This window comes from Pseudomonas brassicacearum (assembly GCF_009601685.2).
In the GTDB taxonomy this organism is placed as follows: domain Bacteria; phylum Pseudomonadota; class Gammaproteobacteria; order Pseudomonadales; family Pseudomonadaceae; genus Aquipseudomonas; species Aquipseudomonas kilonensis_B.
Map to the genome: position 1 here is coordinate 5,523,529 of NZ_CP045701.2, position 20,032 is coordinate 5,543,560.

Below are 20,032 nucleotides of genomic sequence, written 5' to 3' on the forward strand. Positions count from 1 at the left end.
GCATGCAGGATGAGTTCAACGATCCGCTCTGGCGCCAAGTGCTGTCCGGCGCGCAGATGCTGTTCGTCGCCTTCGGCGCGCTGGTGTTGATGCCGCTGATCACCGGGCTGGACCCTAACGTGGCGCTGTTCACCGCCGGCCTGGGAACGATCCTGTTCCAAATCGTCACCGGGCGGCAGGTGCCGGTGTTCCTGGCCTCGAGCTTTGCCTTCATCACCCCGATCATCCTCGCCAAGGGCCAGTTCGGCCTGGCCGCGACCATGGGCGGCGTGATGGCGGCAGGTTTCGTCTATACCTTTCTGGGCCTGGCGGTGAAGATCAAGGGCACCGGGTTCATCGACCGGCTGCTGCCGCCGGTGGTGATTGGTCCGGTGATCATTTCCATCGGCCTGGCCATGGCGCCGATTGCCGCCAACATGGCGATGGGCAAGGCCGGCGACGGCACCGAGCTGATTCATTATCAAACCGCGATGCTGATTTCGATGCCGGCCCTGCTCACCACCCTGATCGTGGCGGTGTTCGGCAAAGGCATTTTCCGCCTGGTGCCGATCATTTCCGGCGTGCTGGTGGGCTTTGCCATGGCGTTTTTCTTCGGGGTCGTGGACACCGCGAAAATCGCCGCCGCGCCATGGTTCGCCCTGCCAGCCTTCACCGCACCGGAGTTCAACTGGCAGGCGATCCTGTTCATCGTGCCGGTGGCGCTGGCGCCGGCCATCGAGCATATCGGCGGCGTGATTGCCGTGGGCAGCGTGACCGGTCGCGACTACCTGAAAAAACCCGGCCTGCACCGCACACTGCTCGGTGACGGCATTGCCACCACCGCCGCCGGCCTGTTCGGCGGCCCGCCCAACACCACCTACGCCGAGGTGACCGGCGCGGTAATGCTGACCAAGAACTACAACCCGAAAATCATGACCTGGGCAGCGATCTTTGCCATCAGCCTGGCATTTATCGGCAAGTTCGGCGCGCTACTGCAAAGCATCCCGGTGCCGGTGATGGGCGGCATCCTGTGCCTGTTGTTCGGTTCGATTGCCGCGGTGGGCATGAACACGCTGATCCGCCACAAGATCGACCTGGGCGAGGCGCGCAACCTGGTGATCGTGTCGGTGACGCTGGTGTTCGGCATCGGCGGTGTACTGGTGGGCACCGGCACTGGACCGGACGACTTCGGCCTCAAAGGCATCGCGCTGTGCGCGGTGGTGGCGATCGTGTTGAACCTGCTGCTGCCGGGCAATGACAGCTGGAAGCAGAAGCAGGCGGATGAGCCGCTGCTGTAGATTCACCGCCTGTACTATTGTCATCGCGGGCAAGCCTTGCTCCCACAGGTTTTGAGTGGACCATGCTTGAGTGGTCAAGACAAAATCTGTGGGAGCAAGGCTTGCCCGCGATGCTTTTCGAGGTTTACAGAGCTATCGGCGCCCGTTCGCAGAGAGTACTCAACGCCTGCGCCCACTGCGGCTCATCGTTGAGGCAAGGCACCAGCACCAACTCCTCTCCCCCCGCCTCGCGGAACTGCTCACGGCCGCGATCGCCGATTTCCTCCAGGGTTTCAATACAGTCGGCCACGAACGCCGGGCACATCACCAAGACTTTCTTCACGCCGCTTTTGGCCAGTTCCTCCAGGCGTGCCTCGGTATAGGGTTCGATCCACTTGGCCCGCCCCAATCGCGACTGGAACGACACCGACCACTGGCCGCCCTTGAGCCCCATGCCTTGGGCGAACAACTCGGCAGTGCGAATGCATTGCGCGCGGTAACAGGTCGCCATGACCTCCGGCGGCGCGTTCTTGCAGCAGTCGGCATCCTTGAAGCAATGAAATCCCGTAGGGTCGAGCTTGGTCAGGTGTCGCTCCGGCAAGCCGTGGAAACTCAACAACAGATGATCGTGTTCCTGCATCAGGTACGGCTTGGCGCTGGCCACCAGGGCGTCGATGTATTCGGGCTGATCGTAGAACGGCTGGAGAATCGAGAACTGCACATCGAGTTTCTTCTCCCCCACGACTCGCTTGGCCTCCTCGATCACCGTGGTCACGGTGCTGTCGGCGAACTGCGGATACAACGGCGCCAGCGTGATTTTCTTGTGACCCTGGCTCGCCAGCCGCACCAACGCCGATTCAATGGACGGCTCGCCATAACGCATTGCCAGCTCCACCGGGCCCTGGGTCCACTGTGCGGTCATGGCCTGTTGCAGCCGGCGACTGAGCACTACCAGCGGCGAACCCTCCTCCCACCAGATCGAGGCGTAGGCATGGGCCGACTGCTCGGGGCGCTTGATCAGGATCAGCGACACCAGCAAGCGTCGCACCGGCCATGGCAAGTCGATGACATACGGGTCCATCAAAAATTGATTGAGGTAGCGGCGCACATCGGCCACCGAAGTGGAGGCAGGCGAACCCAGATTCACCAGAAGCAACGCGTGATCGGTCATGCAACGTCCTATTTCAAAGGCGGCTGGACAAGTCTTCCAGGGCCGCAGGCAAATCAGTGAACCGGAAGGTGAAACCCGCCGCCTGCAATCGGGCCGGCGTTGCGCGCTGGCCGCCAAGTAACAGCAATGACAACTCCCCCAGCGCGACTTTCAACGCAAGTTCCGGCATCGGCACCACGGCTGGCCGATGCAATACATGCCCCAGGGCCTTGGCGAAATCGCGGTTGCGCACCGGGTTCGGAGCGCACGCATTATAAGGACCGCTGGCATCAAAGCGGTGCAGAAGAAAATCAATCAGGGCGATTTGATCGTCAATATGAATCCACGGCATCCACTGCCGACCATTGCCGATACGCCCGCCCAACGCCAGTTTGAACGGCAACAGCAGCCGCGACAAAAAGCCGCCCTCGGCAGACAGGACCAGGCCGGTACGAACCAGCACCACACGTATGCCCAACGCCTCGGCCCGTTGCGCGGTTTCTTCCCAGGCGATGCACAACTGGCTGGCGAAATCTTCGCTCACTGGCCCCGACTCCTCGGTCAACTCTCGCTCGCCACCGTCGCCATACCAACCCACTGCAGAACCGGAAATCAACACCTGCGGTTTCGGCTCGCAACGCTCCAGCCACGCCAGCAAAACTTCCGTCAAGGTGATGCGACTGCTCCACAACAACATCTTGCGCTTGTGGCTCCAGGGCCGGTCGGCAATCGGTGCTCCCGCGAGGTTGACCACCGCGTCCACCGGCTCGACAATTTCATCGAGCTTGGCAACGCCTCGCACATCGGCCCCACAGATTTTTGCCACCTCTTCGGGTCGGCGACTCCATACCGTCAAGTGATGTCCCTGCCCCAACCAGAGGCGGCAGAGCTGACGTCCGATCAAACCAGTACCGCCGGTCAGCAATATGTGCATGAGATGTTCCTCGCAACGCGTTTTACCCGGCCCATTAGTCTATTTTTATAAGCAGGGATTTTTCGTATCGGACAGGGTCTGTGTTTAACAATAGGACAACCTGTCCAAACGCGAACGGTAAAACTTATACCAAAAACCCGAATTGTACAGGTTCAAACGACGGCGTAGTCTGTACAGAAAGGTAAACGAGGCCCTCATGACTGTACCTATCGCAATCATCGGCACCGGCATCGCCGGACTTTCAGCCGCCCAGGCCCTGACGGAGGCCGGGCATATCGTTCAACTCTTCGATAAAAGCAACGGCAGCGGCGGACGCATGTCGAGCAAACGCAGCGACGCCGGCGCATTGGACATGGGCGCGCAGTACTTCACCGCCCGCGATCGGCGCTTTGTCACGGAGGTCCAGCGTTGGCAAACCAACGGCTGGGCGGCGGAATGGAACCCGCAACTCTACAACTTCCAGAACGGGCAACTGAGCCCATCGCCGGACGAACAGACCCGCTGGGTCGGTACGCCGCGCATGAGCGCCATCACCCGCGCCTTGCTCGACAAGTTGCAGGTGCAGTTTTCCTGCCGGATCACCGAGGTGTACCGCGGCCAGGAACATTGGCATTTGCAGGACGCAGAAGGTTTCACCCACGGCCCCTTCGGCCAGGTGGTGATCGCCACGCCAGCACCCCAGGCCACCGCATTGCTGGCGGCCGTACCGAAGCTGGCCGCAGTGGCCGCCGGCGTGAAGATGGACCCGACCTGGGCCGTGGCGCTGGCCTTCGAAACGCCGCTGGATACGCCCATGGAAGGCTGCTTCGTACAGGACAGCCCCCTGGACTGGCTGGCACGCAACCGCAGCAAACCGGGGCGCGACAACACGCTCGACACCTGGGTACTGCACGCCACCAGCGACTGGAGCCGGCAGCACATCGACCTGTCCAAGGAAGCGGTGATCGAACATCTGCACGGCGCCTTCGCCGAATTGCTGCACAGCGCGATGCCCGCACCGAGCTTCAGCGTGGCCCATCGCTGGCTCTACGCTCGCCCCGCCGGCAGCCACGAATGGGGCGCCCTGGCCGATGCCGACCTGGGCCTGTATGTGTGCGGCGACTGGTGCCTGTCCGGTCGGGTCGAAGGCGCATGGCTCAGCGGCCAGGAGGCTGCACGCCGCTTGCATGCAAGCTTGCAGTAAACGCGTCACCCATCGCTATCCGCTGCTGTCGAAAGAGACAGCAGCCTGCCTGCGACATAGATTGACGCCGCCTCGCTACATAAATCCGGTTGACTTGTGCGCGTTCGGACCTATGATGAAAATATTGTACAGAAATGAAAAACTGTACAAGATTTACCAATCAGAGGTCGCCCATGCCGAGCACAGCCATCGCTAAACCCAGAATTGCCATTAGTGCCTGCCTGATGGGTGCTGAAGTTCGCTTTAACGGCGGGCACAAACAATCGCAGTTGTGCAGCCGCACCCTCGTCGACTATTTCGACTTCGTGCCGGTGTGTCCCGAAGTCGCGATCGGGCTGGGTATCCCCCGGGAGCCGATCCGCCTGGTGGGTAACCCCGAGCACCCCGAAGCGCTCGGCACGGTGAATCGCGACCTCGACGTGACCCGGCCACTGGCCGACTACGGGCAGCAAATGGCTGGGGAACTGGATGACATCTGCGGCTACATCTTCATGCAGAAATCGCCATCCTGCGGACTGGAGCGGGTCAAGGTCTACGACCACAACGGCGTGACCCAGGACGGCGGCGGACGCGGCATCTATGCCCAGGCCTTCTGCGAACGCCACCCCGACCTGCCGGTGGAGGAAGACGGTCGTCTCAACGACCCGGTGCTGCGGGAGAACTTCCTGACCCGGGTATTTGCCTATGCCGCCTGGCAACTTTTGCGTCGCGGCGGACTGACCCGTCGCAACCTGATCGAATTCCACTCGCGCTACAAATACCTGCTGATGGCCCACAACCCGGTGCAATACAAGGCCCTGGGCAATTTGCTGGGCAGCATGGGCAAGGCTGACCCCAATGAGCTGGGCCCACGCTATTTCAGTGCATTGATGGCGGCCTTGAAGAAATGTGCCACCCGCCGCACCCACTCCAATGTGCTGCAACACCTGAGCGGCTACCTCAAGCGCGCCATCGACGCCGAGGACAAACAGGAAGTACAGCATCTGATCGGGCAATACCGCCTCGGCATCGTGCCCTTGGTGGTGCCACTGACGTTGCTCAAGCATCACTTGCGCCAACACCCCGATCCTTACCTGGCACAGCAGGTCTACCTGCAACCGCACCCGGAAAACCTCAGCTTGCGAAACGCTATTTGATGAGCAACGAACCTGACTCCAGTGCCAGCGAAGACCTGGGGGCCGATTTTGCCAAGGCCTTGGCGCAAGGCTGGCTGCCCATACGCGAGGTCGCCCGGCAAACCGGTGTCAACGCCGTCACGCTGCGAGCCTGGGAGCGCCGTTACGGCCTGATCGTGCCGCACCGCACGCCCAAGGGCCACCGACTGTTCAATGCCGACCATGTACAACGGATCCTGAGCATCCTCACCTGGATCGACCGTGGCGTTGCGGTGAGCAAGATCAAGCCTTTGCTGGACGCACCACAGCCACCGACCGAACCTACGCAGGCGCCGGAGAATGACTGGCAGCGCCAACGCCACGCCTTGGTGCTGGCGGTGACGCAACTGGCCGAGCGCCAGATCGATGACCTGGTCAACCAGGCGATGGCGCTGTACCCGCCCTGGACCGTGTGCGAACAGTTGCTTTTGCCGTTGCTGGCCGAGTTGCACCTGCGCTGGCAAGGCCAGTTCGGCGCGCAGCTGGAACGGGTCTTCCTGTATTCGTGGCTGCGCAGCAAGTTCGGTAGCCGGATCTATCACAACAACCGCCAGTTGCGCGGCGCGCCCCTGCTGCTGGTCAATCATTCGGACTCGCCCCAGGAACCGCACCTGTGGCTCACCGCCTGGCTGGCCAGCAGCGCCGACTGCCCGGTGGAAGTATTCGACAATTCTCTCCCGCCCGGCGAACTGGCCCTGGCAGTCGAGCGCCTCAAGGCCCGCGGCGTCCTGCTGTATTCCAGTCACGCCCTCAACCTGTCCCAACTGCCCAGGCTGCTGGGGGCAATTGATTGCCCGATCATCATTGCCGGCCCGGCCGCGTCGATCCACCAAGCCAGGTTATCCACAGGCGTGTCGATGATTGACGTGTCCTGGGCCGAAGACCCGTTATCGGCTCACCGCGAACTGAGTCGCCGAGAACTCCTTTAGATGGAAGACAGCATGCAACTGATCTGGCTGCGCAGCGACTTGCGCCTGCACGACAACACCGCCCTCGCGGCAGCCGCAGCCCAAGGACCCTGCGTGGCGGTATACCTGACCAGCCCCGGACAATGGCATGTCCATGACGACGCACCGTGCAAGATCGATTTCTGGCTGCGTAACCTCGGCGCGTTGAGTGCGGCCCTGGCCGAATTGAACATCCCACTGCTGATCCGCGCCGCTGCGCATTGGCACCAGGCCCCGCACGTGCTGCTCAAGCTGTGTCGCGAACTGAACGTCGGCGCCGTGCATGTCAACGAAGAGTACGGCCTGAATGAAACGCGACGCGACGCCGAAGTCGCCCGCGCATTGAATGACCAGGGCGTTGAATTTCACAGCCACCTTGATCAATTGCTGTTCAAGCCCGGTAGCGTGCTGACCAAGACCGGCAATTACTTCCAAGTGTTCAGTCAGTTCCGCAAGGTCTGCTACAGCCGTCTGCACTTCTCATTGCCGAGCCTGGTCGCCACGCCGGCCCGGCAGGCTCCCACCGGCATTGCCCGTGACCCGGTGCCGACGCAAGTCGAGGGATTCGCCCCGCCCAGCCAAGCGCTACGCGCCCTCTGGCCCGCCGGTGAAGCCGAAGCCCGTCGGCGCCTGGACACCTTTGTCGAGCAGCACATCGATGATTACCAAGGCGAACGGGATTATCCCGCCAGGCCCGGCACCAGCCAGCTATCGGCCTATCTGGTGGCCGGCGTGGTGTCACCGCGTCAGTGCCTGCACGCCGCACTGCAAGCCAATCAAGGTGAATTCGAGAGCGGAAGTGCCGGTGTTGTGACCTGGATCAATGAATTGCTCTGGCGCGAGTTCTATAAACATATTCTCGTGGGCTATCCACGCGTGTCGCGCCATCGTGCGTTTCGTCCGGAAACCGAGGCGCTCGCGTGGCGCAAGGCCCCCGCAGAACTGGAGGCCTGGAAGCAAGCACGCACCGGCCTGCCGATAATCGATGCGGCCATGCGTCAATTGCTGGAGACCGGCTGGATGCACAACCGCTTGCGTATGGTCGTAGCCATGTTCCTGACCAAGAATCTGTTGATCGATTGGCGCGAAGGCGAGCGCTTTTTCATGCAGCACCTGATCGACGGCGACCTGGCCGCCAACAATGGTGGCTGGCAGTGGAGCGCCTCCACCGGCACCGATTCGGCGCCCTGGTTCCGCATCTTCAACCCGCTGAGCCAGTCGGAAAAATTTGACCGCGAGGGTTTGTTCATCAAACGCTGGCTACCTGAACTGAACGATCTGGACAGGCAACAGGTCCATACCCCAAATACCCAGGGCGGCTTGTTTGGCGCCGTGGATTACCCGACACCGATTGTCGACTTGAGCCAATCCAGAGCGCGTGCGCTGGCCGCGTTCAGAAACCTGCCAGCGCGACAGGACGCAGCCGTTGAAGGGATGGGCGATTAGCGAACAAGAAATTGCCCGTCTGTGGGATGCGTTATTCATCCGATAACATATAGTCTTACTAATCGTATGGACTCTATTTGAAAAACCCACATAGCAGTGCGCTGTCCAATCGAAAGGAGTAGGGAATGGGTTTAAGACTGCCACGGCGCTATTGGCTCACCGGGGCTGGCAACGGAATCGGCGCTTCGTTGGCTGAAGCGATACTGCAGACGGGTGCATACCTGGCTGTCAGTTCGCCCTCGGCCCGAGTGTGCGAAACCCTTTCGGTACGTTATCCAGGACAAGTGCTGAGCGTGCCCGGCAATTTGACCGACAGTCAGGCCGTGCGCGAGATCAGCGAACAGATCACCCGGCAGTGGGGCGCCCTGGACCAGGTGATCGTCAATGCCGGGACGGCGGAGTATGTTGACGGGCAGCCGACCGACCACACATTGATCGAGCATATCGTGCGCAGCAACCTGCTGGCTGCCAGTTTTTGCATCGAAGTGGCCGCGCCCTTATTGCGCGCCGGGACCGAACCTCATCTGGTAGGCATTGCCAGCCCGGCGACTTACCTGCCACCTTCGCCAATCGAAGCGGGTGGCGGCGGGATGCGTCATCTGTTCGAATCGGCTCGCTCAGAACTGGCGTGCGCGGGTGTTGATGTGACGTTGGTACACCCTGGCTACGGCGGCCCGTTGCAGGAGCCCGACGAGTGCTTTCCAACCCCGACTCACTGGTCGGCGGACGAAGCAGCGCGGCATGTGCTCAATCATCTGGTCGAGCGCCCGCGGGAAGTCGCGCTCCCCATTGCCTCCATGACCGCACTCTGGCCGTTACCGTCGTCGACCGAAACCCTGCCAACCGATATCGGCTCATGCCAGGCGAAGAACGGCTATCCGATCAAGGGACAACCCTGAGTCGCCGATTGCCTTACACTGCGCGCCATGAAAACCATCCCCGTCCATGAAATCCCGGCACCGGCCGTCACGTGCTCGACGTGCGCGGCGTGCTGCTGCCAGTTGGAAGTGATGCTGATCACCGATACCGGGGTCCCGGAGCGCTTTATCGACACGGACGATTGGGGTGGGGAAGTGATGCTGCGGCTCGACGACGGTTGGTGCGCAGCCCTGGATCGCGACAGCATGATGTGCACCATCTACGAAAAGCGCCCACTGATCTGCCGCGAGTTCGAGATGGGTGCACCGGAGTGCCTGGAAGAACGCCAGGGCATTGCGACGGCGTATCGATAAACTCTGGTCTGATCTACTGTGGGAGCGAGCTTGCTCGCGATAGCGGTGGCTCAGACAACTTTATCTTGGCTGGTCTATCGCTATCGCGAGCAAGCCCGCTCCCACAGTATTTAAGTGTTACAGCGGCATCGTGTAGTGCAGCGCGTAGCTTTCTACGCCATCGTTGGTCGACTTGATGCCGGCGTTGGAGTAATGAGTGGCGCGAATGCCCACTTCATGTCCGCCATTGAAGCGCAGGCCGAAGCCGATGCGATCTTCGAACTGGAAGGCTGTGCCAAGCTTGTTGTCTTCCACTTCGGTATTGGCGAACAACGCCACGCCGATACCCGCTTCGATGTAAGGCTTCACGTTCTGGCCGGAAAATTCATACACAAACACAGGCGAAAACGACAGGCTGTGATTGCTGGATGTCTCGTCCCCCTCCCAATAGGTATAGGCGCCGCTCCAGTAGCCGGTCAGGCGACCGACATCACTTTGCAGCCAACTCTTGTCCCAATCGAACTGCATGCCCAGACGATAAGTCATCGTCGAGTCGCTGGTCTGGCCCACCCCAAACTCCACACCCGCTGCTTGCGCAGTATAAGTGTGCCCCAACAATGCAGCCGCAAACGCGGCAAAGCAGAATAAGCGCTTCATTAGAAACATCCTTTTCCGAACAGACTTAGTTGATTTTGTTACAAACATACAAAGCTATAGAAATCCGCGCTAAAACAGAAGTTCAGCACGTTTTACGCAATTTTCACGTTTTTTTTACAGATCGAAGCTTCGCACATCGCCGGACGAATGCCATAGCGTAGGTAGGATTTTTCTTAAATGTATCGGGTCTGCACTCGTCCAGAAATGCGTTTCGCCGGCCGGCCCCTCAGCCAACAGCCCTCGCTCAGCCAAGAGGCGCTGAAGTTGCCGGGCCACGGCGGCACCGGTATCGATCAGGCTGATGTGCTCCGGAATCATCCGCGCGAGCAATGGCTTGAGGAAGGGATAGTGCGTGCAGCCCAGAATCAGCGTATCGCAGCCGGCCGCCAGCAAGGGGTCGACGTAATGTTGCAGCAATTGATACAAGGCCGGACTCTGCAAATCCCCCGTTTCGATCAGTTCAACCAGTCCCGGACACGGTTGCGTGATGACTCGCACATCGCTGGCAAAACGGTCGAGCAGCGCGGCGAACTTGGCGCTCTGCAAGGTGCCAGTGGTGGCCAGCACACCGACGATACCGCTGCGAGTCGCGGCGGCGGCCGGCTTGACCGCCGGCTCCATGCCGACGATAGGCCAATGGGGGAAATCACGGCGTAGATCGGCAACGGCAGCAACCGTTGCGGTGTTGCAGGCTACAACCAGCGCCTTGGCGCCCTGGCCCAAGAGAAAGTCGGCAATGATCGCGCAACGTTGTCGGATGTATTCCGGAGTCTTTTCGCCGTACGGAATATGCCCACAATCAGCGACATACAACAACGATTCATTGGGCAGCAGCCGACGGATTTCCCCCAGAACCGACAACCCGCCGACGCCCGAGTCAAGCACACCGACCGGCGCTTCACTCATGTTGGCCACCGCAGACGCTGCAACCTGGGTCGCGTTTGACCCGTAGTTCACGGAAACGCGTGCCCAGGGCATCGATCAACAGCAGGCGACCCACCAGCGGCTCACCGAAACCGGCCAGCAGCTTCAAGGCTTCAAGGGCTTGCAGGCTGCCCACCAATCCCACCAGCGGTCCGATCACACCTGCCTCGCTGCAGGTCAGCTCGGCTTCGCTGCCGTGGCCGTAAAGGCAGTGGTAGCAGGGGCTTTCGGGGCGGCGTGGGTCAAACACCGACAACTGCCCTTCCAGGCGAATCGCCGCGCCGCTGACCAACGGTTTCCCCGCCGCGACACAAGCCGCGTTCACCGCTTCGCGGGTCGAGAAATTGTCGGAGCAGTCGAGCACCACATCCACCGCCGCGACCGCCGCGGCCAGGCTGTCTTCGTCCATGGCCGCGCGGTGAGGCACCAGCCGAACCTCGGGGTTGATCGCCCCAAGGCGTCGCATCGCCGAATCGACTTTGCTCAGGCCGACGCTGTCGGTGTCGTGAATGATCTGGCGTTGCAGGTTGGTCAGGTCGACGGTGTCGAAATCCGCCAAGTGCATCTCACCCACCCCAGCGGCGGCCAGGTACAACGCCACCGGGGCGCCGAGACCGCCGAGGCCGATGATCAGCACGCGGCTTTGCTTGAGACGCAACTGGCCGTCGATGTCGACGTGCTGCAACAGAATCTGGCGGCTGTAGCGCAACAACTCCTGATCGTTCAGCATGGCAGGCACCCCAGGCTGATGCGCTCATGACCGCCCAGGTCCTTGCGGCTGTGGACCTCGACAAAGCCTTGGGTACACAGCAAATCGCGCACCGCCTCGGCCTGGTCGTAGCCGTGTTCGAGCATCAGCCAGCCACCCGGCTCGAGGTGAACCGGGGCCTGGGCAACGATCTGGCGCAGATCATCGAGCCCGTCCGGCCCGGCAACCAGGGCGCTGGCCGGCTCGAAACGCACGTCGCCCTCGACCAGGTGCGGATCGCTGGCTGCGATGTACGGAGGGTTGCTGATGATCAACTCGAAACGCTCGCCGTCCAGGGCATTGAACCAGTGGCTGCTCAACACCGTGACGTTGTGCAGGTCCAGGCGCTGGCGATTGCGTTCGGCCAGGGCCACGGCCTCCAGCACCCGGTCGACCGCCGTGACTTTCCAGGCCGGGCGCTCACTGGCCAATGCCAGGGCAATCGCGCCGCTGCCGGTGCCCAGGTCCAGGACCCGGGCCGGTGTCGCCGGCAACAAGGCCAGCGCGGTTTCCACCAGCAGCTCGGTGTCGGGACGCGGGATCAGGGTATGGGGCGCGACTTCCAGGTCGAGTTTCCAGAAACCCTGTTGCCCGAGAATGTATGCCACCGGCTCGCCGGCACGCCGGCGCCGCAGGTATTCGGAGAAAAGCAACGCCGCCTCGCTGGGCACGATCCGCTCGGGCCAGGTGTGCAGGAAGCTGCGGGACTTGCCCAGCGCAGCGGCCAGCAGTAACTCGGCATCCAGCCGTGACGTGGGCGAATCCGGCAACTCGGCCGCGCGCAACAGACTGGCGATGATGGTCATTTGTTCACCTGTGCTTACTCGCCAATCGCAGCCAACTGGTCGGCCTGGTATTCGGCCAGCAACGGCTCGATTACCGCATCGACACCACCGGCAAGGATCTCGTCCAGGGAATACAGGGTCAGGTTGACGCGATGGTCGGTGACCCGGCCCTGGGCGAAGTTGTAGGTACGGATCCGCTCGGAACGATCACCCGAGCCCACCAGCAATTTGCGTTCACTGGCGATGGCATTGGCCGCGGCACTGGTCTGCTGGTCGTTGAGCTTGGCCGACAACCAGGCCATGGCCCGCGCGCGGTTCTTGTGCTGGGAACGTTCTTCCTGGCACTCGACCACGATGCCCGAAGGCAAGTGCGTGATGCGGATCGCCGAGTCGGTCTTGTTGACGTGCTGGCCACCCGCGCCGGAGGAACGGTAAGTGTCGACCCGCAGGTCCGCCGGGTTGATCTCGATGGCTTCCTGCTCGTCCGGTTCGGGCAATACCGCCACGGTGCAAGCCGAGGTGTGGATACGCCCCTGGGACTCGGTGGCCGGCACGCGTTGCACGCGATGGGCACCGGATTCGAATTTCAGCTTGCCGTAGACATTGTCGCCTTCGACCCGGGCGATGACTTCTTTATAGCCACCGTGTTCGCCTTCGTTCTCCGAGAGAATCTCCACTCGCCAACCGCGACGTTCGGCGTAGCGCGAATACATGCGAAACAGGTCGCCGGAAAAAATCGCCGCCTCGTCGCCGCCGGTACCGGCACGGATCTCAAGGAACACGTTGCGCCCGTCATTCGGGTCCTTGGGCAGCAGCATGCGTTGCAGGTTGCTTTCCAGCTCAACCAGTTGCTCCTTGGCTTCGCGGACTTCCTCCACGGCCATTTCGCGCATGTCCGGGTCGCTGTCCTTGAGCAGCGCCTGGGCGCCTTCAAGATCGCCCTGCACTTTGAGCAACTGTTTATAGGTGGCGACAATCGGCTCGACTTCCGCGTATTCCTTGGAATAGGTGCGGAATTTGTTCTGGTCGGAAATGACTTCGCCATCGCCCAGCAAGGCGGTCAATTCTTCGAAACGGTCCTGGAGGATGTCCAGTTTGTTGAGCAGTGACGCTTTCATTGCGGTTTTTTATCCGAAAAGCTATCCGGTGAGCCCTCACCGAGGGCGAAGAGTTCCTGGGCCATGGCCAGCGCATCGAGGCGGCCTTCGGCGGTCAGCTTCTTGAGCTGGACGCTGGGAGCGTGGAGCAATTTGTTGGTCAGGCCGCGGGCCAGTTGCGCCAGCACCTCTTCGGCATTGCCGCCGTTGGCCAGCAGGCGCAGGGCTTTTTGCAGCTCCTCGTCGCGCAGGCGTTCGCTCTGCTGACGGTAGGCCTTGAGCACATCCACCGCCGCCAGCTCGCGCAGGCGCACCATGAAGTCGTCGGCGCCGACGGTAATCATCTCTTCGGCCGCCTGGGCCGCGCCCTGCCGGCTCTTGAGGTTCTCGGCGACCACCTCGTGCAGGTCGTCGACGCTGTAGAGATAAACGTCGTCCAGTTCGCCAACCTCCGGTTCGATGTCCCGGGGAACGGCGATGTCCACCATGAAAATCGGCTTGTGCTTGCGCAGCTTCAGGGCGCTTTCCACGGCTCCCTTGCCGAGGATCGGCAACTGGCTGGCGGTGGAACTGATGACGATATCGCTGTGCACCAGCTCGGCCGGAATGTCCGACAGCAGCACCGCATGGGCGCCAAACTGCTCGGCCAGGGAGCTGGCCCGCTCCAGGGTCCGGTTGGCGACGACAATGCGCTTGACCCCCAGGTCGTGGAGATGGCGGGCGACCAGGGTGATGGTCTCGCCAGCGCCGATCAGCAGTGCCTGGCTGCGTTGCAAGTCACTGAAAATCTGCTTCGCCAGGCTGACGGCAGCAAACGCCACGGACACCGGGTTCTCGCCAATAGCCGTGTCGGTGCGCACCTGCTTGGCGGCGTTGAACGTCGCCTGGAATAGCCGCCCCAGCAGCGGGCCGACGGTGCCGGCCTCGCGAGCCACGGCGTAGGCCGACTTCATCTGGCCGAGAATCTGCGGCTCGCCCAATACCAGCGAGTCGAGCCCCGAGGCGACACGCATCATGTGACGAACGGCCGCATCGTCTTCGTGCACATAGGCGCTGGCGCGCAGTTCTTCAAGGCTCAGGTTGTGATATTCGGCCAGCCAGCGCAGGACTGAATCGGCCGAAACGTGATCCTGTTCTATATAAAGCTCACTGCGATTGCAGGTGGAGAGGATCGCAGCTTCGCGGCTGTCGGTGAGTCGGCAGAGCTGCTGCAAGGCCTCAACCAGCTGCTCAGGCGTAAAGGCCACGCGCTCGCGGACGTCTACTGAAGCAGTCTTGTGGTTAATACCGAGTGCAAGGAAGGCCATTCAAGGTCGCTGATGGTGACGTGAAGCCGGCAATTGTCCTACTTCGTCAGATCCAGAACAACCACTCGATCTCTATCGCCCTGCCCGGGGTTGTAAATCGACGGGGCGGTTATGTTTGACCGAAGGCTTGTGTCATGATGATCCGACCGCAGGTTAGTCGTCCTCTTCCTATATGAATAGATCTTCCGCGTTGCTCCTCGCTCTTGCCTTGCTCAGCGGCTGCCAGTCCATGGCCCCCGTTTCGACGGACGGTACGCCGCCGGTCGAAGACAGCGTGCAGGCACCTGAAAAACCCAAGGTCTACGGCTCGTTCAGCGAAGAAACCATCTTCAGCCTGTTGAGCGCCGAACTGGCAGGCCAACGCAATCGCTTCGACATTGCGCTGGACAACTACGTGACCCAGGCCATCAACACCCAGGACCCGGGCATCTCCGAGCGGGCCTTTCGCATTGCCGAATACCTGGGCGCCGACCAGCCTGCGCTGGATACCGCGCTGATCTGGGCCAAAAATGCCCCGGACGACCTCGAAGCGCAGCGCGCCGCCGCCGTGCAACTGGCCCGGGCCGGGCGCTACGACGACTCCATGATGTATATGGAGAAGGTCCTGCTGGGCAAGGGTGACACCCATTTCGACTTCCTGGCGCTGTCCGCCGCCGATACCGACCAGGAAACCCGCAACGGCCTGATGAAAAGCTTCGATCGCCTGTTGCAGCGCCACCCGCACAACGGTCAGTTGATTTTCGGCAAGGCCCTGCTGCTGCAACAGGATGGTGATACCCAGGGCGCCCTTACCCTTTTGGAAGACAACCCGCCGGAAGCTGGCGAAGTGGCGCCGATCCTGCTGCGCGCACGCCTGCTGCAAGGCTCCAACCGCGGCGACGAAGCCCTGCCGCTGCTGGAAAAAAGCATCAAGAAGTACCCGGACGACAAACGCCTGCGCCTCACCTACGCCCGCATGCTGGTGGAAAACAACCGCATGGACGACGCCAAGGTGGAGTTCTCCAGCCTGGTCCAGCAATACCCGGAAGACGACGAGTTGCGCTATTCCCTGGCGCTGGTCTGCCTGGAAGCCAAGGCCTGGGAAGAGGCCAAGGGTTACCTGGAAGACCTGATCGCCCGGGAAAGCCACGTCGACTCGGCCCACCTGAACCTGGGTCGAATCGCCGAGGAACGCAATGACCCTGAGAGCGCACTGATCGAGTACGCCCAGGTGGGCCCGGGCAACGACTATCTGCCGGCACAGTTGCGCCAGGCCGATATCCTGATCAGCAATGGCAAGGCCGCCGAAGCCCAGAGCCGTCTCGCCGTACAACGCGACTCCCAACCTGACTACGGCATCCAGTTGTACCTGATCGAAGCCGAAACCCTGTCGGCCAACAATCAGGGCGACAAGGCCTGGAGCGTGCTGCAACAAGCCTTGAAGCAGTACCCGGACGATCTGAACCTGCTGTATACCCGCGCCATGCTGGCGGAGAAACGCAATGACCTGGCCCAGATGGAAAAAGACCTGCGCCTGATCATCCAGCGTGACCCGGACAACGCCATGGCCCTCAACGCCCTGGGCTATACGTTGTCGGATCGCACCACCCGTTATGACGAAGCCAAGCTGCTGATCGAACAGGCCCACCAGATCAACCCGGAAGACCCGGCGGTGCTCGACAGCCTTGGCTGGGTGAATTTCCGCCTGGGCAATCTGGACGAAGCCGAACGCCTGTTGCGCCTGGCCCTGGAGCGCTTTCCCGACCAGGAAGTCGCCGCTCACCTGGGCGAGGTCCTGTGGGCCAACGGCAAACAACGCGAAGCCCGGCAGATCTGGAGCCGATTCCTCAAGGATCAGCCTGACAGCCCCATCTTGCGCAGCACCATCAAACGCCTGACCGGATCCGAGACTCTCTAAGATATGTTTTTGCGCCATTTCATCGTTTTCAGCTTCATTGCCTTGCTCGCCGGTTGCGCGGGCTTCGGCGCCCGTGAATCCGTCCAGGGCCAGGGCAACCAGGCCCAGTGGCGCGAGCACAAGCAACAACTGAGCGGCCTCGACGGCTGGCAGATCGACGGCAAGATCGGGATCCGCGCACCCAAAGACTCCGGCAGCGGCACGCTGTTCTGGCTGCAGCGCCAGGACTACTACGACATTCGCCTGTCGGGCCCACTGGGCCGCGGTGCGGCCCGCCTGACCGGCCGGCCGGGCCAGGTATCACTGGAAGTTGCCAACCAGGGACGCTACGAGGCACCCACGCCCGAAGCGCTGCTGGAAGAACAACTGGGCTGGAAGCTGCCGGTTTCCCACCTGACCTGGTGGGTTCGCGGGCTGCCGGCACCGGACAGCAAAAGTCGTCTGACCCTCGACGCCGACAGCCGCCTGTCCAACCTGGAGCAAGATGACTGGCAGATCGAGTACCTCAGCTATGCCCAGCAGAGCGGCTATTGGCTGCCCGAACGCATCAAGCTGCACGGCAGCAATCTCGACGTCACGCTGGTGATCAAGCAATGGCAGCCGCGCAAGCTGGGGCAATGACATGAGCGCTGCACGCCTGACCCTCCCCTCCCCGGGCAAGCTCAACCTGATGTTGCACATCCTTGGCCGTCGCCCGGATGGCTATCACGAGTTGCAGACGATTTTTCAGTTCCTGGACTACGGTGACGAAATCACCTTCGCCGTGCGCGAAGATGGCGTGATTCGCCTGCACACCGAGTTCGAAGGCGTCCCCCACGACAGCAACCTGATCGTCAAGGCCGCGAAAAAACTCCAGGCGCAATCCGGTTGTCCGCTGGGCATCGATATCTGGATCGAAAAAATCCTGCCCATGGGTGGCGGCATCGGTGGCGGCAGCTCGAATGCAGCCACCACGCTGCTCGGTCTCAACCACTTGTGGCAGCTGGGATGGGACGCGGATCGCCTGGCCGCCCTGGGTCTGACACTGGGCGCCGACGTGCCGGTTTTCGTGCGTGGCCATGCCGCTTTCGCCGAAGGCGTAGGGGAAAAACTCACCCCAGTGGACCCCGAAGAACCTTGGTACTTGGTGCTGGTGCCGCAAGTCTCTGTAAGTACAGCAGAAATTTTTTCAGATCCGCTGTTGACACGTAACTCTCCTCCCATTAAAGTGCGCCCCGTTCCCAAGGGAAACAGTCGAAATGACTGCTTACCGGTGGTAGCAAGGCGTTATCCAGATGTTCGTAACGCTTTGAATTTGTTAGGTAAATTTACCGAAGCAAAACTCACCGGAACTGGAAGTTGTGTGTTTGGGGGCTTCCCAAGCAAAGCTGAAGCTGATAAAGTCTCGGCCCTTCTGACAGAGACCCTTACAGGGTTTGTAGCAAAAGGAAGCAACGTTTCGATGTTGCATCGCAAGCTGCAAGACCTGCTCTAAAGGAATCGAGTGCTGGGCACTCGCAGCAACAGATACAGGGGCGTCGCCAAGCGGTAAGGCAGCAGGTTTTGATCCTGCCATGCGTTGGTTCGAATCCAGCCGCCCCTGCCATTTTCCTATACTCATCCAGGTATACCCTCAGCCTTCAGGTACTGCGCGTGTCCAAGATGATGGTCTTTACGGGGAACGCTAACCCCGATCTGGCTCGGCGTGTTGTACGTCAGCTGCATATCCCTCTCGGTGACATCTCTGTCGGTAAGTTTTCCGACGGCGAAATCACTGCCGAGATCAATGAAAACGTTCGCGGTAAAGACGTCTTCATTATTCAGCCGACTTGCGCTCCGACCAACGATAACCTGATGGAACTCGTCGTGATGGCTGATGCCTTCCGCCGCTCCTCGGCTACTCGTATCACTGCTGTTATTCCTTACTTTGGTTATGCCCGTCAGGATCGCCGTCCGCGTTCCGCACGTGTGGCGATCAGCGCGAAAGTCGTGGCTGATATGCTGACCGTAGTCGGCATCGACCGTGTTCTCACGGTTGATTTGCATGCTGACCAGATTCAGGGTTTCTTCGATATTCCCGTGGATAACATCTACGGCTCCCCAGTCCTGGTGGATGATATTGAAGATCAGCGCTTCGAAAACCTGATGATCGTGTCCCCGGACATTGGCGGCGTCGTGCGTGCACGGGCGGTTGCCAAATCCCTGGGCGTGGATCTGGGTATCATCGACAAACGCCGTGAGAAAGCCAATCACTCCGAAGTGATGCATATCATCGGCGACGTCGAAGGGCGTACCTGTATTCTGGTCGATGACATGGTCGATACCGCCGGCACCCTGTGCCACGCGGCCAAGGCCCTGAAAGAGCATGGCGCTGCCAAGGTCTTTGCCTACTGCACACACCCTGTGCTGTCGGGTCGAGCGATCGAGAACATTGAAAATTCCGTGCTGGACGAGCTGGTGGTCACCAATACCATCCCGCTGTCCGCAGCAGCACAAGCCTGTGCGCGTATCCGCCAACTGGATATCGCCCCGGTTGTTGCCGAAGCGGTTCGCCGCATCAGCAACGAAGAATCGATCAGTGCGATGTTCCGCTAAGGGCCCTGCCCTTCCCTGGACATCTCGTTGACGAAAAGCGCCCCGCCCCGGCATTACCTGTCGGGGCGGGGCTTTTTTGCCCATACCGTGGTTGACGCTGGTCGCAAACGTCACTCGGTCATGGCTATTTTGGAGATACAACATGAACGAATTTACTCTGAATGCTGAAGTGCGTTCCGACCTGGGGAAAGGTGCGAGCCGCCGCCTGCGTCGTCTCGCAAGCCTGGTTCCAGCTGTAGTCTACGGTGGCGAGAAAGCCCCTGAGTCCATCAGCATGCTGGCCAAAGAAGTTGCCAAACTGCTCGAAAACGAAGCGGCCTACAGCCACATCATCGAGCTGAACATTGGCGGCACCAAGCAGAACGTCGTGATCAAGGCCCTGCAGCGTCACCCGGCCAAAGGCCACGTGATGCACGCTGACTTCGTCCGCGTTGTTGCCGGTCAGAAGCTGACTGCTGTTGTTCCAGTGCACTTCGTCAACGAAGCTGCCCCGGTCAAGAAAGGCGGCGAAATCTCGCACGTTACTTCGGAAATCGAAGTTTCCTGCCTGCCGAAAGACCTGCCTGAGTTCATCGAAGTCGACCTGGCTGACGCCGAAGTTGGCACGATCATTCACCTGTCCGACCTCAAGGCTCCTAAAGGCGTTGAGTTTGTTGCTCTGGCACACGGCGATGACAAGGCTGTTGCCAACGTCCACGCTCCACGTGTTGCTCCAGAAGCTACTGAAGAAGGCGCTGCAGAGTAATTTCACTCTGTCGCCGG

The 20,032-nt window shown here is 61.0% G+C and carries 20 protein-coding genes and 1 tRNA gene; 13 read left to right on the forward strand and 8 right to left on the reverse strand.

Annotation, left to right across the window (positions count from 1 at the left end; all coding sequences use genetic code 11):
- The first annotated feature begins 2 nt into the window (after positions 1-2).
- A complete protein-coding gene (locus tag GFU70_RS23900; protein WP_058546044.1) occupies positions 3-1,277 on the forward strand; it encodes a uracil-xanthine permease family protein in 1,275 nt (424 codons plus the stop codon).
- 124 nt (positions 1,278-1,401) lie between these two features.
- On the opposite strand, the gene hemH is transcribed toward GFU70_RS23900, so the two are convergent.
- Complete coding sequence (gene hemH, locus GFU70_RS23905) at positions 1,402-2,427, reverse strand: ferrochelatase (RefSeq protein ID WP_116641347.1); 1,026 nt, start codon at positions 2,425-2,427, stop codon at positions 1,402-1,404.
- Positions 2,428-2,440: 13 nt separating this feature from the next.
- Positions 2,441-3,340, reverse strand: a complete 900-nt coding sequence (locus GFU70_RS23910; RefSeq protein WP_153388898.1) for a TIGR01777 family oxidoreductase — start codon at positions 3,338-3,340, stop codon at positions 2,441-2,443.
- Between the two features lie 196 nt (positions 3,341-3,536).
- Between GFU70_RS23910 and GFU70_RS23915 the strand changes: the two genes are divergently transcribed.
- The 6 genes from GFU70_RS23915 (at position 3,537) to GFU70_RS23940 (ending at position 9,302) form a co-directional block, all read left to right on the forward strand.
- Positions 3,537-4,523, forward strand: coding sequence for an NAD(P)/FAD-dependent oxidoreductase (locus GFU70_RS23915; RefSeq protein ID WP_058546041.1), 987 nt, complete (start codon positions 3,537-3,539; stop codon positions 4,521-4,523).
- A gap of 173 nt (positions 4,524-4,696) precedes the next feature.
- Positions 4,697-5,659: a YbgA family protein gene (locus tag GFU70_RS23920; RefSeq protein WP_058546040.1), complete on the forward strand. Its 963-nt coding sequence runs from the start codon at positions 4,697-4,699 to the stop codon at positions 5,657-5,659.
- On the forward strand, positions 5,659-6,606 hold the full coding sequence (locus tag GFU70_RS23925; protein WP_058546039.1) for a MerR family transcriptional regulator: 948 nt from the start codon (positions 5,659-5,661) through the stop codon (positions 6,604-6,606). Before GFU70_RS23920 ends, GFU70_RS23925 begins: the two co-directional genes overlap by 1 nt.
- Positions 6,607-6,618: 12 nt before the next feature.
- Positions 6,619-8,070, forward strand: coding sequence for a deoxyribodipyrimidine photo-lyase (gene phrB / locus GFU70_RS23930; protein WP_153388899.1), 1,452 nt, complete (start codon positions 6,619-6,621; stop codon positions 8,068-8,070).
- 125 nt (positions 8,071-8,195) lie between these two features.
- Positions 8,196-8,969, forward strand: a complete 774-nt coding sequence (locus GFU70_RS23935; protein ID WP_058546038.1) for an SDR family NAD(P)-dependent oxidoreductase — start codon at positions 8,196-8,198, stop codon at positions 8,967-8,969.
- Positions 8,970-8,996: 27 nt separating this feature from the next.
- The gene (locus GFU70_RS23940) at positions 8,997-9,302 is read left to right on the forward strand and encodes a YkgJ family cysteine cluster protein (protein WP_003205513.1); all 306 of its coding nucleotides are present in this window, start codon (positions 8,997-8,999) and stop codon (positions 9,300-9,302) included.
- Between the two features lie 117 nt (positions 9,303-9,419).
- On the opposite strand, the gene GFU70_RS23945 is transcribed toward GFU70_RS23940, so the two are convergent.
- The 6 genes from GFU70_RS23945 to hemA form a co-directional block, all read right to left on the reverse strand.
- Positions 9,420-9,938, reverse strand: coding sequence for an acyloxyacyl hydrolase (locus GFU70_RS23945; RefSeq protein ID WP_014340188.1), 519 nt, complete (start codon positions 9,936-9,938; stop codon positions 9,420-9,422).
- Positions 9,939-10,052: 114 nt separating this feature from the next.
- Positions 10,053-10,844, reverse strand: a complete 792-nt coding sequence (gene murI / locus GFU70_RS23950; protein WP_058546037.1) for a glutamate racemase — start codon at positions 10,842-10,844, stop codon at positions 10,053-10,055.
- Complete coding sequence (locus GFU70_RS23955) at positions 10,837-11,592, reverse strand: molybdopterin-synthase adenylyltransferase MoeB (RefSeq protein WP_003205517.1); 756 nt, start codon at positions 11,590-11,592, stop codon at positions 10,837-10,839. The genes murI and GFU70_RS23955 overlap by 8 nt, the downstream gene beginning before the upstream one ends.
- Positions 11,586-12,416 carry a peptide chain release factor N(5)-glutamine methyltransferase gene (gene prmC / locus GFU70_RS23960; protein ID WP_116641345.1) on the reverse strand — a complete coding sequence of 277 codons (831 nt, stop codon included), beginning with the start codon at positions 12,414-12,416 and terminating at the stop codon, positions 11,586-11,588. The genes GFU70_RS23955 and prmC overlap by 7 nt, the downstream gene beginning before the upstream one ends.
- Before the next feature lie 14 nt (positions 12,417-12,430).
- Positions 12,431-13,513, reverse strand: a complete 1,083-nt coding sequence (gene prfA, locus GFU70_RS23965; RefSeq protein ID WP_058546035.1) for a peptide chain release factor 1 — start codon at positions 13,511-13,513, stop codon at positions 12,431-12,433.
- Positions 13,510-14,799 carry a glutamyl-tRNA reductase gene (gene hemA, locus GFU70_RS23970; RefSeq protein ID WP_058546034.1) on the reverse strand — a complete coding sequence of 430 codons (1,290 nt, stop codon included), beginning with the start codon at positions 14,797-14,799 and terminating at the stop codon, positions 13,510-13,512. Before hemA ends, prfA begins: the two co-directional genes overlap by 4 nt.
- Before the next feature lie 172 nt (positions 14,800-14,971).
- Here hemA and GFU70_RS23975 point away from each other — a divergent pair, with 172 nt between their 5' ends.
- The 6 genes from GFU70_RS23975 (at position 14,972) to GFU70_RS24000 (ending at position 20,015) form a co-directional block, all read left to right on the forward strand.
- Positions 14,972-16,696 (forward strand): tetratricopeptide repeat protein, encoded by a 1,725-nt coding sequence (locus GFU70_RS23975; RefSeq protein WP_058546033.1) that lies wholly within the window; start codon positions 14,972-14,974, stop codon positions 16,694-16,696.
- A gap of 3 nt (positions 16,697-16,699) precedes the next feature.
- Positions 16,700-17,317: a lipoprotein insertase outer membrane protein LolB gene (gene lolB / locus GFU70_RS23980; RefSeq protein ID WP_058546032.1), complete on the forward strand. Its 618-nt coding sequence runs from the start codon at positions 16,700-16,702 to the stop codon at positions 17,315-17,317.
- A gap of 1 nt (position 17,318) precedes the next feature.
- Positions 17,319-18,170: a 4-(cytidine 5'-diphospho)-2-C-methyl-D-erythritol kinase gene (gene ispE, locus GFU70_RS23985; protein WP_153388900.1), complete on the forward strand. Its 852-nt coding sequence runs from the start codon at positions 17,319-17,321 to the stop codon at positions 18,168-18,170.
- A gap of 36 nt (positions 18,171-18,206) precedes the next feature.
- Positions 18,207-18,281, forward strand: a tRNA-Gln gene (locus GFU70_RS23990).
- A gap of 47 nt (positions 18,282-18,328) precedes the next feature.
- The gene (locus GFU70_RS23995; protein WP_003171603.1) at positions 18,329-19,270 is read left to right on the forward strand and encodes a ribose-phosphate pyrophosphokinase; all 942 of its coding nucleotides are present in this window, start codon (positions 18,329-18,331) and stop codon (positions 19,268-19,270) included.
- 142 nt (positions 19,271-19,412) lie between these two features.
- Positions 19,413-20,015: a 50S ribosomal protein L25/general stress protein Ctc gene (locus GFU70_RS24000; protein ID WP_058546030.1), complete on the forward strand. Its 603-nt coding sequence runs from the start codon at positions 19,413-19,415 to the stop codon at positions 20,013-20,015.
- The last annotated feature ends 17 nt before the right edge of the window (positions 20,016-20,032 follow it).

Coding starts and splice junctions, on each gene's coding strand:
- phrB (WP_153388899.1), top strand. CDS start 6,619: ATGCAACTGATCTGGCTGCGCAGCGACTTGCGCCTGCACGACAACACC.
- GFU70_RS23935 (WP_058546038.1), top strand. CDS start 8,196: ATGGGTTTAAGACTGCCACGGCGCTATTGGCTCACCGGGGCTGGCAAC.
- prfA (WP_058546035.1), bottom strand. CDS start 13,513: ATGAAAGCGTCACTGCTCAACAAACTGGACATCCTCCAGGACCGTTTC.
- GFU70_RS23910 (WP_153388898.1), bottom strand. CDS start 3,340: ATGCACATATTGCTGACCGGCGGTACTGGTTTGATCGGACGTCAGCTC.
- GFU70_RS23945 (WP_014340188.1), bottom strand. CDS start 9,938: ATGAAGCGCTTATTCTGCTTTGCCGCGTTTGCGGCTGCATTGTTGGGG.
- murI (WP_058546037.1), bottom strand. CDS start 10,844: ATGAGTGAAGCGCCGGTCGGTGTGCTTGACTCGGGCGTCGGCGGGTTG.
- GFU70_RS23955 (WP_003205517.1), bottom strand. CDS start 11,592: ATGCTGAACGATCAGGAGTTGTTGCGCTACAGCCGCCAGATTCTGTTG.
- GFU70_RS23915 (WP_058546041.1), top strand. CDS start 3,537: ATGACTGTACCTATCGCAATCATCGGCACCGGCATCGCCGGACTTTCA.
- GFU70_RS23920 (WP_058546040.1), top strand. CDS start 4,697: ATGCCGAGCACAGCCATCGCTAAACCCAGAATTGCCATTAGTGCCTGC.
- GFU70_RS23900 (WP_058546044.1), top strand. CDS start 3: ATGCAGGATGAGTTCAACGATCCGCTCTGGCGCCAAGTGCTGTCCGGC.
- GFU70_RS23925 (WP_058546039.1), top strand. CDS start 5,659: ATGAGCAACGAACCTGACTCCAGTGCCAGCGAAGACCTGGGGGCCGAT.
- GFU70_RS23940 (WP_003205513.1), top strand. CDS start 8,997: ATGAAAACCATCCCCGTCCATGAAATCCCGGCACCGGCCGTCACGTGC.
- hemH (WP_116641347.1), bottom strand. CDS start 2,427: ATGACCGATCACGCGTTGCTTCTGGTGAATCTGGGTTCGCCTGCCTCC.
- GFU70_RS24000 (WP_058546030.1), top strand. CDS start 19,413: ATGAACGAATTTACTCTGAATGCTGAAGTGCGTTCCGACCTGGGGAAA.
- prmC (WP_116641345.1), bottom strand. CDS start 12,416: ATGACCATCATCGCCAGTCTGTTGCGCGCGGCCGAGTTGCCGGATTCG.
- GFU70_RS23975 (WP_058546033.1), top strand. CDS start 14,972: ATGAATAGATCTTCCGCGTTGCTCCTCGCTCTTGCCTTGCTCAGCGGC.
- hemA (WP_058546034.1), bottom strand. CDS start 14,799: ATGGCCTTCCTTGCACTCGGTATTAACCACAAGACTGCTTCAGTAGAC.
- ispE (WP_153388900.1), top strand. CDS start 17,319: ATGAGCGCTGCACGCCTGACCCTCCCCTCCCCGGGCAAGCTCAACCTG.
- lolB (WP_058546032.1), top strand. CDS start 16,700: ATGTTTTTGCGCCATTTCATCGTTTTCAGCTTCATTGCCTTGCTCGCC.